Consider the following 15929-nt stretch of genomic DNA (forward strand, 5'->3'; position numbering starts at 1 on the left):
GCCGCCCCGGCACCCCCTGCTCCGTCCGCCCCCGCGACGGCGACACCACGTCGGGCTCCCGTCGGCATCGACCGTTCACCTCACGGCAGAAGGACCGCCCCCTTGACGGCGACACACACCTCCCGCGACGTCTCCTCCCCCGCCCCGGAACCCGGCGCGCCGCCGCGCTGCTCCTTCGGACAGCAACGCCTCTGGGCGCTCGAACAGGCCGAGGGCTCGCACACGGCGTACAACGAGCAGATGGCCTACCGCATCCGGGGGAGGCTGGACCGGGCGGTGCTCGCGCGGGCCCTCGATGCCGTGACCGCGCGGCACGAGACGCTGCGCACCCGGTTCGTCGCGGTGGAGGGCGAGGCACGGCAGGACATCCTGCCGCCCGCGACCGGTTTCGCGCTGCGCACGGAGGATCTGTCCGGCCGGGGGGACAGCGAGGAGCTCCTCGTCGCCCGGCAGCGCGAGGAGAGCGACACCCCCTTCGACCTCGGCTCGGGACCCCTCATCCGGGGGCAGCTCCTCACGCTCGCGCCGGACCACCACGCCCTGCTCCTGACGGTCCATCACTCCGTGTACGACGGCCGGTCGATGGTGCTCATGCTGACCGAGGTGAGCACCGTGTACGCCGCCCTGCTGCGCGGCGAACCCGACCCCGTGCCGCCGCTGCCCGCGCAGTTCGCCGACCACGCCGCGCGCCAGCACGCGTGGGTCGAGGGCGAGGAGGCCGCCGCGCAGGCCGCCTACTGGCGGGAGCGTCTTGCGGACGCCCCGGCGCTGCTCGCGCTCCCGACCGACCGGCCGCGCCCCCTGCGCCAGGACCACACGGGCGGCCGGGTCCCGGTCCGCCTCACCCCCGAGCTGACGGCCGCGCTGCGCAGGACCGCCCACGCGGAGCGGGGCACGCTGTTCACCGCGGTCCTCACCGGCTGGCACATCCTCCTCGGTCGGCTCTCCGGGGAGTCCGACACCGTTGTCGGGATCCCGGTCGCGGGGCGGCGCAGACCGGAGGACGCCCGGCTGATCGGCTTCTTCGTCAACTCCCTCGCGATCCGCGCCGAGTTGTCCGGCGACCCGACCGGGGCCGAGGCGCTCGGCCGGGTCCGCGCGGCGCTGCGCGGCGGGCTCGACCACCAGGACCTGCCCTTCGAGCGGGTGGTGGGCGCGGTGAACCCGCGCCGCGACCCGTCGCACAGTCCGCTGTTCCAGACGATGCTCGCCTGGGGAACGACCCGGTGGGGCTGGCTCGAACTGCCCGGAGCCCGGGTCGAGCCCCTCGACATCCCGTACGCCGCCGCAAAGTTCGACCTCACGCTGTCGCTGCACGAGGAGGACGGCGGCATCGCCGGGCACCTCGACTACGCCCGCGCGCTGTTCGACCACGAGACGGTGGAGCGGTTCGCCCGCTATCTCACCCGCGTCCTGGAGCAACTGGCCCGGCACCCCGAGCGCGAGATCACCGGGTACGCGCTGCTCGATGCGGACGAGCGCGCCCAACTCCTGGCGGAGGGGCGGGGACGGGTCACCTCGGGTCCAGTCGTGGGGCCCGTCGAGCGCTTCGCCGAGCAGGTACGTCTGCGGCCCGACGAGCCCGCGCTGGTCTGCGGCGCCACCCGCCTGACCTATGCCGCACTGGACCGGCGGGCCAACCGGCTCGCTCACGCCCTGCGCGCCCGGGGCGTGCGGCCCGGGCAGGTCGTCGGCCTGCACTGCGGGCGCACGGCGGAGTTGGTCGTCGGCATCTGGGGCGTCCTGAAGGCGGGCGCCGCGTACCTGCCGCTTGACCCCGGCCAGCCCCACGCAAGGCTCCGCGCCATCGTCGATGAGGCCGAACCCGCCCTGGTGCTCGGCGACGTGGCGGACCCGCCGGGACCGTGGGCCGACCTGGCCGAGGTGGAGGCCGAGGGGGAGCGCGAGGACGCGCCCGGAGAGCCGCCGTCGCCGTCGCAGCCCGCCTACGTGATCTACACCTCGGGCTCGACCGGACGCCCCAAAGGCGTGGTCGCGACCCACGGCAACATAGCCAACCTGCTGGAGAACTGGCTCGCCTCCTACGGCGCCCTGCCCGGCGAGCCGTCGTCGGCGTGGGCCAGCATCGGCTTCGACGCCTCCGTCCACGAACTGTTCCTGCCGCCGACCACCGGCGGCGTGCTGCACCTCGTGCCCGACGAGCGGCGGGGCGACCCCGAGGCGCTGCTCGACTGGATGCGCGAACACCGGATCGCGCACGCGTGGCTGCCCGCCTCCTACGTCACCTGGATCGACGAGGACCCGGGCGCCCGCCTCGCGGGCCTCTCGCTGCGCCAACTGGCCACCGGCGCCGAACCATTGCCGGAGCGTTCGCTGTGGCGGCTGCGCGCGGCCCTGCCGGGGTTGCGCGTCTGCTACGTCTACGGGCCGACCGAGACCACCGTCTACAGCATCACCCACAACGAGCCGCGGGACCTGGACCGGCGCAGCCCCATCGGGCGGCCGGTCGACAACACCCGTATCCAACTGCTCGACCGGCGGCGCGAGTTGGTGCCGCCGGGGGTCGTCGGCGAGGTGTACATCGGCGGCGCGGGCGTCACGCGGGGCTACCTCAACCGGCCCGACCTGACCCGGGAGCGCTACCCCGACGACCCGTTCGTACCGGGCGAGCGGGTCTACCGGACGGGCGACCTGGCGCGCCGACTGCCCGACGGCACCTACGAGTTCGTGGGCCGCGTCGACGACCAGGTCAAGCTGCGCGGGTTCCGCATCGAGCCCGGCGAGGTCGCGGCGGCCCTGCGGGAGCTGCCCGGCGTCCAGGAGGCCGCGGTCCTCGCCGACCGGGACGAGGCCGGTGAGCTGTGCCTGGTCGCGGGCATCGGGCGGGGCGAGGCCCCGGAGTCCACCCCCGCGCAGTGGCGCGCCGCCCTCGCCGAACGGCTGCCGGACTACATGATTCCGGCGCTCTTCGCCGAGTTCCAGCGGCTCCCGCTGAACCGCAGCGGGAAGCTGGACCGCGCAGAGGTCCTCGACCGCGCCCGTGCGTCGCGCTCCGACCAGGTCAACACCCTCGCGCCGCGCGACCGGGTCGAGATGGCGCTGTACCGGATCTGGCGGCAGGTGCTCGTGCACCGCGACATCGGCATCACCGACGACTTCTTCGCGGTGGGCGGCACGTCCCTTTCGGCCATCAAGGTGGCGCATCTGATCCGGGAGGAGTTCGGCCAGGAGCTCGCGACCCGCGACGTGCTGCGGTACCCCACCGTGGAACGGCTCGCGGCGCGGCTGCGCGGGCAGGCACCGGTGGCGCCCGACGACGGCCTCATCGACTTCCGGGCGGGCCCGGACAGGCAGCGGGTGATCTGTGTCCACCCCGCGGGCGGCACCGCCTTCTGCTACCTGCCGTTGTCCGCGGCCCTGCCGGACGGGATCCGCGTGCAGGGAATCCAGGCGCAGGGCATCGATCCGGGCGAGGAGCCGCTGCGCTCGGTGGAGGCGATGGCGGAGCACTACCTGACGCTGCTGTGTCCGGAGCCGGACGAGGCCCTGGTGATCTGCGGCCTCTCCTTCGGCGGGCTCGTCGCGCACGAGATGGGGCGGCGGCTGGCGCTGGCCGGGCACCGCGGGGTGTCCGTGGTGCTCCTCGACACACACGGGACGGACGACCCGGCGGAGCGGGAGCGGTTCGCGCCGGTCGACTTCGCCGAGTTCCGCGACAAGCTGGTCCGCTTCAACGGCATGTACCCCGGGATCGACGACGCGCAGATCGACCGGTACTTCCGGATCTACAACCACAACCGGGAGGCCGCCCGCGACTACGTGCCGGGATCCTCGGCCGCCCCGCTGCTCCTCGTACAGGCCGCGGAGGCGGAGGTCGCCGAGGGGGGCGACCCCGTGGCGGCGGGTGAGGCGCTGCGGCGGTTCTGGCGCGACCGCGCCGACGCCGGGCTCACCGTGGAGATGGTCGACGGCGGCCACTGGGACGTCCTGGAGGGCGAGCGAATACCCCGCATCGCCGGACTGATCGCGGAGCGGCTCACCCGGCCCGCCACCACGGCCGTCGCCGCCACGGCCGTCGCCGCGACGACCGCGGCCACCACCACTGCGGCCATCACCACCGTCACCGCCACCACCGAGGACTGATGCGCACCTCATCCCGTTCCGCCGGCCTGGCCCGGGCGGTGCACGAACAGAGCCTGCTGACCCCCGCGGCACCTGCCGTCAGCGACGGCGACCTGACGCTGAGCCACGCCACGCTCGACGCCTCGGCCGCCGCAGTCGCGGCCGATCTGCGCGCACGCGGGATCGGTCCCGGCGACGCCGTCGCCGTGGGACTGCCCCGATCCTGGCAACTTCTCTGCGTCATGCTGGGCGTGCTCCGGCTCGGCGCCCAGGTGGTCCCCGCCGACCGGCTGAGCCCCGCCGAGCGGCTCGCGCACATCCTCGACGACTCCGGCGCCCGGCTCCTCGTGCACGACGGCGCCTTCCCGTCCGAGCTGCCCGACGGGGTGGCCGCGCTGCCGGTCGACTCCCTGCTCGACGCGCCGGTCCACACCGCGGCCGGGCCCCCGCCCGCGACGCCCGCGCCGGTCTCCTTCGTCTTCTACACCTCGGGCACCACCGGCCGCCCCAAGGGCGTCGAGGTACGCGACGCCGGCATCCTGCGCCTGGCCGACCCCGGATTCCTCCCGGAGTCGGCGGGCGGCCGCTTCGCCTGTCTGTCGAACCCGGCCTTCGACGCGCTGAGCTTCGAGGTGTGGGCGCCGCTGCTGACCGGTGGCTGCTGTGTCGTCATCGGCGACGAGGACGTGCAGTCCCCGGAGCGGCTCGCCGCCGTACTGCAGCGGGAACGGGTGCACAGCGCCTTCGTCACCACGGCGCTGTTCAACGCCGTGGTGGACACCGAGCCCGGCTGCTTCGCCGGGCTCACCGAGCTGCTGGTCGGCGGCGAGCAGCTCAACGCGCCGCTCGTCCGGCGCTGGTACCGCCACAACGCCGACAGCCGCACCCGGGTCCACAACGTCTACGGCCCCACCGAGTGCACCACGTTCGCGCTGCACCACCCGATCCCGCGGGACTTCGACGCCGCCGTCGTGCCGCTCGGCCGCCCGCTGCCCGGGACCGGCGTCGCCCTGCGCGCGCCGGGCACCACCCGCCCCGCCGCCCCCGGTGAGGAAGCCGAACTGCTCCTCTCCGGCGCCGGTCTGGCCGCCGGGTACCGCAACCTGCCCGAGGAGACCGCCCGCCGCTTCGTGACCCTGCCCGACGACGACGGCACGGCCACCGCGTACTACCGCACGGGCGACCTCGTACGGCTCTCGGCCGACGGCGACCTCACCTACGTCGGCCGCGCCGACCGGCAGGTCAAGGTCCGCGGCTTCCGCATCGAGCCCGGCGAGGTGGAGCGGCACATCGCCGAGCACCCCTCCGTACGGCAGGTCCACGTGTCCACCCGCCGGGACGAGAACGGCCGGCCGGCCGAGCTGCTCGCCCACCTCGTCACCGAACCCGCCCTGACCTGGGCCGAGTTCGAGGACCACCTGGCCACCGGCCTGCCCGGCTACATGCGTCCGCACCACCTCTACCGCGTCCCCGCGCTGCCACTCACCGCCAACGGCAAGGTCGACGAGGCGGCCCTTCGCGCGAGCGGCGCCGCTCCGTGGCGACCCGAGGCCATCAGTCACCCGACGGCCACCGGCACCGGCCCGGAGGCGGTGGACGAACCGCTGCGTGTGATCCTCGGCCTCGCGGGCGAGATCCTGGGCGTGCCGGGGCTCGGACCCGATGACCGGTGGATCGCGTGCGGCGGCGACTCCCTGAAGGCGCTGCGCCTGCGCTACGGGATCCGGCGCCGCCTGGGCTGCGAGGTGCCCGCGCACCGCGTGCTCCACGGCGACCTCGCCGAGGTCGCGGAAGCGGTGCGCGAAGCACGTCGTGACGGGGCTCCCGCCGCCCTGCCGCAAGCCGTCGCGACCGGTGAGCTCTCGGGACCGGCCACCGGCGAGCAGGAACGCCTGTGGTTCCTCCAGCAGCGGTCCCCGGGCTCCCGGGCCTACGACGTCCGGCTGGCCTTCGCCCTCACGGGCCCGGTGTCCGAGGGCGCCCTGCGCACGGCGCTCTCCGCGCTGGTCGCCCGGCACCCGGCGCTGCGCACCGCGTTCGCGGCGAGCGCCGACGGGCTGCGGCAGCGGGTCGGCGAGCCCTACGACCCCTGGGAGGAAGCGAGGGCGGACGCGGCCGGGGAAACGGCTGGGCAACACGATCCGCACGACGCCTTCTTCGCCGTGCCGTTCGACCTGTCCCGGCCCAGGATGCTGCGCGCGTGCTGGCTGCCGTCCCCGGAGGGCGGCACGCTGCTGCTGCACCTGCACCACATCGCCGTGGACGGCTGGTCGGTCAACGTGCTGCTGCGCGACCTGTCCGCCGGATACGCGGCGGCCGTCACCACCGGCGACGCGGCGCGGGCACGGTCCGTGGAAACACCCACGCCCGTGGACTTCGCCGACTGGCAGCGCCGCTGGCACGCGAGCCCCGCGTACGCGGCACAGCGCGACGAGCTGTCAGCCCTGTACGCCGCCGACACCACGAGCTCCGGCGGGGCGCTGCCGCTCCCGCTGCCCCGCCCCGGCCACGACGCCGCGGGCAGGCTGCTGTGCGACGCGCTCGACGGCTCCGACCGCGCCGCGCTGGACCGGCTCCGCGGCGAGTTCGGCCTGACGCGCTTCGAGCTGCTGGCCGCCGTCTACGCGTGGGCGCTGTACGGCGTGACCGGCCACACCAGGCTGCGCGTGGCGGCGCCGGTCGCCCACCGGCCCGTGCGGGAGTTCGCCGACAGCGTCGGCATGTTCGCCAACACCGTGCTCCTCCCGCTGTCCGTGGACCCGAGGGCGACCGTGCGGGACGAGGTAGCCCGAACCGCTGCCGCCGTACGGCAGTTGATGGAACGTCAGGACGTGGCGCTGACCGACGCCCTGGCCGCGCGCTCGCACAGCGCCGCGGACGCCTCGCCGTTCGACTTCCTCCTCGTACTGGAGAACACCGACTACGACTCACTCGCGCTGCCGAAATGCGCCGCCCGTCCGCTGTGGCCGGTGCCCGCGGAGGCCAAGTGCCCGGTGACCCTCACGGTGGTCGACCGCCCCGAAGGCCTGGAGTGTCTCTGGGAGTACGCCGACGACCGCCTCGACGCCGATCAGGCCGCCGCCCTGGCCCGCCTCTTCCGGCACGGTCTGACCGCGCTGACCCAGGCCTCGCAGACCACGCCGGCGGAGCTGGCCGCGCCCTACCGCGCCGCGCTGCCCGAGCCGGGCCGGGGCGCGCCCGCCGAATCGCCGTGGACGACGGTCGCCGAGGGGTTCGCCCGGCAGGCCGCCCGCACCCCCACGGCCCCGGCGCTGCGGACCGCGACGGGCACCGTCACCTACGCGACGCTCGACGGGTACGCCGCCGCGCTCGCCGCGGAACTGGCCGCGCTGCCGCAGCCGCCCGACGCGGCCGCGCAGAGCCACGTCGCGCTGTTCCTCGAACCGTCCGTCGAGCACGTGGCTGCGCTCCTCGCGCTGGCCCGGCTGAACCTGACGGCGGTGCCGCTCGACCCCTCGTACCCGCCCGCGCTCCTGCGCCAAGTCCTCGACCAGACCGACCCGTTGTGCGTGCTGCTCCCGCCGGGTGACGGTAGGGAGTTCGACTCGGTGGACCCGGGCGGCGTGCCCCGCCTGCACGTCACGCTGTCCGGCGCCGCCCCCGACACACCACCGCTCCCCCCGCACCGGGGCACGCGTCCCCTCTACACCCTCTTCACCTCCGGTTCGACAGGCCGCCCCAAGGGCGTGCGCGTCTTCGACCGCACGCTGTGCAACCTGCTGCACTGGCAGGCGAATTCGGGTGGCCTGGGTACGCCCGCGCTCACCCAGCAGTTCTCCATGCTCTCCTTCGACGTCTCCTTCCAGGAGATCTTCGGAACCCTGTGCACCGGCGGCTGCCTGCGGCTGATCGACCCCGCTCTGCGGCGGGACGTCCCCGCGCTCCTCGACCGCCTCGACGCGGAGGGCGTCGAACGGATCTTCCTGCCGTACGTGGCGCTGCAGTTGCTCGCCGAGCACGCCGTACACCTGGGCCGCTTCCCCGCCCGGCTCCGCGAGGTCGTGACCGCGGGCGAGCAGTTGGTCTGCACCGGTGCCGTACGGCGGTGGTTCGCCGGCATGCCCGGCTCACGGCTGTTCAACCACTACGGCCCGACCGAGACCCACGTCGTCAGCGCCCTGTGCCTGGACGGTGACCCGGCCGACTGGCCGGACCGCCCGGCGATCGGGCACCCGGTGAGCGGCGCGGTGCTGCGCGTCGTCGACGAGGCGGACCTCCCGCTGCCGCCCGGCTGCGCCGGTGAACTCCTCATCGGCGGCGTGCTGGACGAGCCCTGCTATCTGGGCGAGACGCCGCTGAACCAGGAGCGGTTCGTCCAACTGCCCGGCGAAGGCCTCTTCTACCGCAGCGGCGACCGGGCCCGCTTCGACCACGCGGGTCTGCTGCACTGCCTCGGCCGCGCGGACGAGCAGATCAAACTCAGCGGTCACCGCCTTGAGCTGGGCCAGGTCGAGGCCGCGCTGCTGCGGCACGGCGCCGTCCTCGGCGCCGTCGTCGCCGTCGACGGGTCCGCGCTGGTCGCCTGCCTCCAGTGCCGGGGCGACGCCCCGGCACCGGCGGAGCTGCGGGAGCACCTGGCCGGGTTGCTCCCCGGGCACGTCCGCGTCGAGCGCTTCCGGCTCCTGGAACGGCTGCCGCGCACCCCGAGCGGCAAGCTCGACCGGGACGCCGCGCTGCGTGCGCCGGGCCGCGACCTCACCGGCGGCCCCGGCCGGGGCACCGCGTCGCCGACGTCCGCGAGGGAGGCCCGACTCACCGCCGTGTTCGAGGAGGTGACCGGGCTGCCCATCGCGCCGGACCAGACCTACTTCGCGGCGGGCGCCTCCAGTCTCGGCCTGATGCGCTTCCAGCTGCGCTGCAGCGCCGGGCTCGGGTTCCGCTTCACCGTCGCCGACCTCTTCGAACACGTCACCCCCAGGGAGCTGGCGGGCTTCCTGGACCGTACGGAACCGGTGGCGGCCGCGTCACGGCCGGCCGGCTCCCCCGCAGCGGCGGAGGACAACGGTGTCGCGGTCGTCGGCATGGCCGTCCGCGCACCCGGTGCGCCGGACCTCGCGGCCTTCTGGGACCTGGTGGAATCCGGGCGGAGCGGCATCGAGTACTTCGATGCGCCGGACGGCCTGGTCGGCGCGCGCAGCCAACTGGACGGGCTCCTCTCGTTCGACCCGGCACGCTTCGGCATCAGCCGCCAGGAAGCCCGGCTGATGGACCCGCAGCAGCGCCATCTGCTCATGACCTGCGTCGAGGCGCTCGCCCACGCGGGCATCGCGGACCCCGGCGCCGTGCGGACCGGCCTGGTCGCGGGTGCGGGCGAGAACACCTACTTCCGGGCGATGCTCCGCGAGGGCGATCCGGGCGCGCTGCCCGACGACTTCCAGCTGGCCCTCCACCACGAGAAGGACTTCCTCGCCACCAAGGCCGCCTTCCATCTCGGGCTCACAGGACCCGCGCTCACCAGCCAGACGGCGTGCTCCAGTTCGCTCGTCGCCGTGCACCTCGCGGCGTCCCTGCTGCGGCAGGGCGACGCCGACGTGATGCTCGCGGGCGGCGTCCTCGTCGACCCGGAACTGACCGGCGGCTACCGCTACCGGCCGCAGCACATCTTCTCCGCCGACGGCCACTGCCGGCCCTTCAGCGACGACGCGGGCGGCACCGTCGGGGGCAGCGGTGCCGCGGTGCTCGTCCTCAAGCCGCTCGCCCGGGCGCGCCGCGACGGCGACACCGTCTACGCGGTGCTCAGCGGCTCGGCGGTGAACAACGACGGCGCGGCCAAGCTCAGTTACAGTGCCCCCTCGATCGCGGGGCAGCGAGCCGTCATCCGCGGCGCGCTCGCCCGCAGCGGCCGTGCGGGCGCCGATGTGGCGTACGTCGAGGCGCACGGCACGGGTACCCGGCTCGGCGACCCGGTGGAGGCCGGTGCGCTGCGCCAGGCCCTCGGCGTTGACGAGCCGGACCACTGCGCCCTCAGCTCGGTGAAGAGTCAGATCGGCCACCTGGGCGCGGCCGCCGGTGCCGTCGGCCTGATCAGGGCCGTCCTCGCGGTCCACCACGGCCGGATACCGCCGACCCGCGACTTCCGCGCACTCAACCCGGAGATCGGCCCCGACCCGGCGCCCTTCTACGTACCGACGCGGGCGCTCGACTGGCCGGCGGGCCGGGACCGGGTCGCCGCGGTGAGCAGCTTCGGCATCGGTGGCACCAACGCGCACGTGATCGTGGAGGCGGCGGCCCCCTCCGCGGTGGAGGCGCCGGAGACGGTACCGCTCGTCGTGCTCTCCGGCCACAGCGAGGCCCAACTCGCCGCGGACGCCACACGTATCGCCGCCCATCTCACACGTCACCCCGACAGCTACGCCCGCACCCTGCGGCACCTTCAGGCGGGCCGCCCGCAGGGTGCGCTGCGGGCGGCCGCCGTCTGCCGGGACGCGGCGACGGCGGTGGCCTGGCTGCGGACGGCGGCCGCGGCGGCATCGCGCCCCGAGCCCGTCGCCGGGCCCGCCCTGGAGACCCGCGGCCGTCCGGCGGCCGACCTGGCCGACGCCTGGCTGGCGGGCCACGCGCTCGCCTGGCCGGACGGCCCGGCGCAGCCGCCGTGGGACCTCCCCGCCCCGGCGTTCGACCTGGCCGACTACGACTTCCCCCGCACGGCCGTACGGCCCACGTCGTCGCGGCCGACCGGCGAGGAAGCGGCGCCCGACGCCGTGGCGGTGCCGGAGCGGCTGCCGGAGGCGGACTGGCTGCACCAGCCGCAGTGGACGCGGCTGCGGAGAGCCACGACGGGCGCCGCGGAGCCGTGTGCGCGAACGCTGGTCGTCGTCGCCGACGGCCCGCCGGACGGCGCGGCGCCCGCCGAACTCGCCGCGGGCCACCGCCGCGTGGTGTGGGTCAGGGCGGCGGAACACTTCGACCGCGGGGAGCACGACCGTTTCGAGGCCGACCCGGCCGACCCCGAACAGCTGCGGCGCGTCATGCGGGTGCTCGCCGAGGAGGGCTGCACGGAGGTCGACTGGCTGCACACGCTGCCGCTCGGCATCGACGGCCCTGTCGGCGAGAAGGCGCTCGACCACGCGGTCTGGGCCTGCCTTGACACCCCGGCCGCCGTGGTCCGCGCCCTGCAGGGGGCGCCGGGTGGACTGGCCGTACGACCGTGGTGGCTGTCGTGCGGGGCGCGGCCGGTGCTCGGCACGGTCGGCCGCCCCGAAGCGGCACTGCTCGCCGGTGTCACCGAGGTCGCGCCGCAGGAGGGCGCTCCGGACGGGCACTGGGTGGACGTCGAGGCCCCGGACGGCTGGGCCCCGCACCTGTCCGCGCTGCTTGCCGCCCCGGCCTCCGCGCCGCCCCCGCGTCATCTGGCGCTGCGCGCGGGCCACTGGTGGGAACAGGTGACGCTGCCCGTACGCGGGGCGGCTCCGGCGGACGGGAATCCGGCGGATACGGCGGCTCCGACGGGCGGCGATCACGTGGTCCTCGGTGGTACCGGCGGCCTCGGCACCGGCATGGCGGCCTGGCTCCTGGAGCACACCGAGGGGCGGGTGCTGCTGCTGTCCCGACGGCCGCGGCTGCCCGAGGAGTTGACCCGCTGGGCGGACCGCGTCGACCTCGTCGAGGCGGACCTCGCCGTCGCGGCGCCGAAGGAGGTGGCGGCCCTGATCGCCGCCCGCACGGCGGCGCTGGCGTCCGTGGTGCACGCGGCCGGAGCGGCCGCGGGCGGTCTGCTGTCCCGCCGCGAGGCGGGCTCCGCACACCTGGCCCACGCCGCCAAGGCGCGCGGCGCCCTGCTGGTGGAGCTCCTCGTCGAGCAGTTCCGGCCGGACGTAGCGGTCTACTGCTCCTCCATGTCGGCACAGTTCGGCGGCGTCGGCCAGTACGACTACGCGGCGGCCAACGCCCTGCTCGCCGCCTTCGCGCAGTACGGGGGCGACGGGACGGAGCGGACCGCGCGGATCGGCATCGACTGGGACGTGTGGCGGGAGACCGGCATGGCGCTGCGTGCGCCGCGGGGCGACAGCCGCCATCAGGCGCACCTCGGGGTGGGCCTGACCGTGGCCGAGGGCCTGCGCACGTTCGCGCGGGCGCTCGAACTCCGGCTGCCGCACGTGCTCGTCTCCACCACCGACCTCGTCCGGTCGCGCGCCTTCTACGCGGGACCGGTGCCCGGCGCCCCACGCCCCACCGCCCCCGTCGAGAGCCCCGCCGAGGAACCCGGCGAGCTGTTGGCCGCGTGGGCGCGGGCCGCGCTGGACGTCGACGACCTGGCCCCCGACGCGTCGCTGTACGACCTGGGCGCCGACTCGCTGACCCTCCTCGACCTCATCGAGAAGATCGACCGGCACTACGGCGTGGAACTGGACCTGGCCTCCTTCGGCCCCCGGGCCGGCCTCGCCGAGATCCTGGAGCTGCTGACCGAGCAGCGGGGCGAACCGGCGGATGGGCAACCGGACACGGACCCGGACGGGGTCACGCTGGAGGTGTGGCAGGAGGGCACAGGTGCCGACGTGGTGTGCCTGGTGCACCCGGTCGGCGGGGACATCCAGTCCTACCGTCCCCTGGTCGCCGCCCTCGATCCGCGGCTGACCGTCGCCCTGATCGCCGACCCCGGCCTGCGGCGAGCGGACCCTCCCGGGTGGACGCTGCGCGAGCGCGCCCTGCGGTACTCGGCGGCGCTGCGGGCCCGCTTCCCGCAGGCCGCGTGGCGCTGGCACCTGGCGGGCTGGTCCTTCGGGGCCTGGGTGGCCGCCGAGATGGCCGCCGCAGCCGAGACGGCCGGGTCCCCGGCCCGCTCGCTGCACCTGGTCGATCCGCCGCCGCCCGGCAGCGGTCCGGTCTTCCAGGAGTACGACGACACGCAGCTGAGCACGGTGTTCGCCGCCGAACTCGGCCTCGCGGGCGAGGACTTGGCGGGCCGTCAGGCCCGCGCGTACGCCGACCGGCTCGCCCGTTGCTGCCGTGCCAACCTGCGCAGCATGGCGACCCATCAGGTGCCCGCGATCGGCTCCACCACCACCCGGCTGTGGCAGGCCGAGGAGCCGCTCGCCGGGCTGCCGGCGCTCGGCAGCCCGGCGGAGCAGCGCGCCCGGTGGCGCGCCCGCCTGCCGACGGCCCTGGAGTGGCGCGTGCTGGCCACCGACCACTACGGCGTCGTCCGGCCGCCGCACGCCGGGGCGGTGGCGGCGGCGATCAACGCCGCGAGCGAGGACGCGCCGCCACACCCCTGACCACCCGTCACCCACGGGGCCCGACCCCGGCCCCGCCTTCCGTACACACCCCGAACCGCCGCACCCCAGGAGGACGCTGTGGAGCAGTACGAGCTGGATGCCCTCGAAGCCGTCACGACCAGGCCGCCGAGGGACTACCGGGAGATCTCCGTGGCTCCCCTGACCCCTCTCACCGGCGCCGAGGTCTCCGGTGTGGACCTCGGCCGCCTGACCGACACGCAGCTGTCCGAGATCAAGACGGCCTTCCTCGACCACCACGTGCTGGTCTTCCGCGACCAGGAGATCACCGTCGAGGAGCACAAGCGCTTCGCCGGCCACTTCGGCGAGCTGCGCCCGGTCAATCCGCCGCCGCCGGAGGGCGACCCGTACGTCCTGGAGATCAAGACCAGCACGGCGGCGGCCAACGTCGCCGGGAACGCCTGGCACGCGGACGGCACCGCGGACGCCGAGCCCTCCCTCGGCTCGATGCTCTACATCACCGAGACGCCGGAGGGCGGCAGCGGCGGTGACACGCTGTTCGCCAACATGCACCTGGCCTACGAGATGCTCTCCCCCACCTGGCGCGGGCTCCTCGACGGCCTGAGCGCCATCCACGACGGGCTGCAGAGCTTCCGCGGCTACAGCGTGCCGGCGAACTACGAGGTCCCGGTCAACGAGCACCCGCTCGTGGTCCGTCACCCCGAGACCGACCGCCCGATCCTCTACGTGAACCAGGCCTACACCTCACGCATCCCGCAGCTTTCGCAGGACGAGAGCCGTGCGGTGCTCGACATGCTCTTCGCCCTCGTCACGCACCGCCCGCTGCTCACCTGCCGCGTCCGCTGGACCCCGAACACCCTGGTCTTCTGGGACAACCGGTGCGTCCAGCACCACGCGACGTACGACTACTACCCGCGGACCCGCTACGGCCGACGCGTCGCGATCAACGGAGGCCCGCTGAAGGGCTGACCCGCGCTCTCCCCCGTTGGGGTAGCACCGCACCTCTGTTCGGGTCGCATCCGGCGACACGGCGCCGACCTCCCGTGACTCCCGTCGGGGCGCCGGGGAACGTGTGCGGCGGCCCCACCGGTGAGGGCCGTGCCGATCCGGCCCGGCCGCTCACCGGTGTGCCCGTCCACCCGACCTCGTCCCCACGGGAGAACCTCGATGACCCCCCATACCTTCCGCTCGCTGCGCCTCGTGGCCCCGGCGATCCTGGCGGCCCCACTGCTCGTCGCGCTGCCCGGCGCGAGCCTGGCGGAGGCGCAGGCCCCGTCGGCCTGCGGCGGCACCCGCGACGCCTACGTGGGCAGCACCTACCGCGGCACCACCAGGACGACAGGAACGCCGGCGCCCCTCCACTCCGGCCTCACCCAGTCCCGCCCCGACACCCCCCTCGCACCGCTCAAGACCGCCCCGCGCGTCACCGCCGAGGCCCAGCTCGAGGTCAGGTTCAGCAAGGACGCCAAGGGCGACTACTGGGCGAGCACCACGACGGACGGAAAGGTCAGGAGCCGAAGCGGATACACGCTCGACCTCACGCGCTCCCCCAAGGTCGAGTTCAACGCCAAGATGCACGAGCCCGTTCTCCACGAGGCCCGGGAGATCGTGAACGGCGAGTTCAAGCACATCGAAAAGCTCGACTCGGTCGGCAAGTACCGCTACGTCTTCGAGCTCGCCGCCCAGAACTGCCCGTCCGGCGGCAAGGTCCCCCGGACCCTGACGTCCTCGGAGGACAACGGCTTCGGGCTGCACACCACGACGCGCCTCACCCGCCTGGGCTGACACCCCCGCCCACGCCGTGGCCGGCCGCGCCTCAGCCGACCACGGTGACCCGTACCCCGAGGTCGCCCACGGCCGACAACTCCCCCGCGGGCGCCTCGGAGTCGGTGATGAGGGTGTGCACGTCGCTCGTCGGGCAGATCTTGGCGAAGGTGGTCCTGCCGATCTTGGAGTGGTCGGCGACCACCACGGTACGGCTGCCGTGGAAGGCGAAGGCGCGGTCGGTGGCCGCCTCCAACTGGTCGTGCGTGGTGCAGCCGTGGGCGGCGCTGATGCCGTCCACGCCGAGGAAGGCGATGTCCGTGTGGTGGTCGGCGAGGGTCTTCTCTGCGATGGGGCCCACGAGTTCGTAACTCTGGCTGCGGGCGGTGCCGCCGATCACGATGAGCGTGACGGTGGGGCGCAGCACCAGGTTCGCCGCGATGTTGACGGCGTTGGTGACGATCGTGACCGGCCCCCGGTCGGCGAGGATGCGGGCCACCTCCGTGGTGGTGGTGCCGCCGGTCAGACCGACCACGGCCCCCTCGGGCACGAGGGCGGCGGCGGCTCTCGCGATGGCCCGCTTCTGCGGGGAGCGCTGGTCCGCGCGGTGCTGGAGCGGCACTTCGATGCTCAGCCCGCTGGGGAGCGCACCGCCGTGCGTACGGTCGAGGAGCCGTTGCTCGCTCAGGTGCCGCAGATCGCGCCGCACCGTGGCCTGCGAGACGCCGAGCAGCCGCGCGAGCTGTGTCACGTCGGCGCTGCCGTGCACGGCGACGTGGTCGAGTATCCGCGCGTGGCGGTCGCTTCTGAGCACGCGGTGAGCATAGCCCTGACGAGCACGTTCGCTCACGGTTCGGGCACAGAATG

Annotated in this window: 5 protein-coding genes; 4 read left to right on the top strand and 1 reads right to left on the bottom strand. The window is 74.7% G+C overall.

Annotated elements, in window-relative coordinates:
* Positions 1-102 precede the first annotated feature (102 nt).
* The 4 genes from ACZ69I_RS25520 (at position 103) to ACZ69I_RS25535 (ending at position 15083) form a co-directional block, all read left to right on the top strand.
* A complete protein-coding gene (locus tag ACZ69I_RS25520) occupies positions 103-4104 on the top strand; it encodes a non-ribosomal peptide synthetase (RefSeq protein WP_470834838.1) in 4002 nt (1333 codons plus the stop codon).
* Positions 4104-13319, top strand: coding sequence for an amino acid adenylation domain-containing protein (locus ACZ69I_RS25525; protein WP_470834840.1), 9216 nt, complete (start codon positions 4104-4106; stop codon positions 13317-13319). The genes ACZ69I_RS25520 and ACZ69I_RS25525 overlap by 1 nt, the downstream gene beginning before the upstream one ends.
* Positions 13320-13397: 78 nt before the next feature.
* Positions 13398-14267, top strand: coding sequence for a TauD/TfdA dioxygenase family protein (locus ACZ69I_RS25530; RefSeq protein ID WP_470834842.1), 870 nt, complete (start codon positions 13398-13400; stop codon positions 14265-14267).
* A gap of 198 nt (positions 14268-14465) precedes the next feature.
* Positions 14466-15083 carry a hypothetical protein gene (locus tag ACZ69I_RS25535; RefSeq protein WP_470834844.1) on the top strand — a complete coding sequence of 206 codons (618 nt, stop codon included), beginning with the start codon at positions 14466-14468 and terminating at the stop codon, positions 15081-15083.
* 31 nt (positions 15084-15114) lie between these two features.
* Here the strand turns inward: ACZ69I_RS25535 and ACZ69I_RS25540 are convergent, their stop codons facing one another.
* Complete coding sequence (locus ACZ69I_RS25540) at positions 15115-15876, bottom strand: DeoR/GlpR family DNA-binding transcription regulator (protein ID WP_470834846.1); 762 nt, start codon at positions 15874-15876, stop codon at positions 15115-15117.
* Positions 15877-15929 lie beyond the last annotated feature (53 nt).

The sequence above is a fragment of the Streptomyces sp. NPDC036815 genome, from assembly GCF_055609205.1.

Bases quoted from the DNA above. Each gene is read 5' to 3' on its own strand.
- ACZ69I_RS25535 (WP_470834844.1), top strand. From the start codon at position 14,466: ATGACCCCCCATACCTTCCGCTCGCTGCGCCTCGTGGCCCCGGCGATC.
- ACZ69I_RS25525 (WP_470834840.1), top strand. From the start codon at position 4,104: ATGCGCACCTCATCCCGTTCCGCCGGCCTGGCCCGGGCGGTGCACGAA.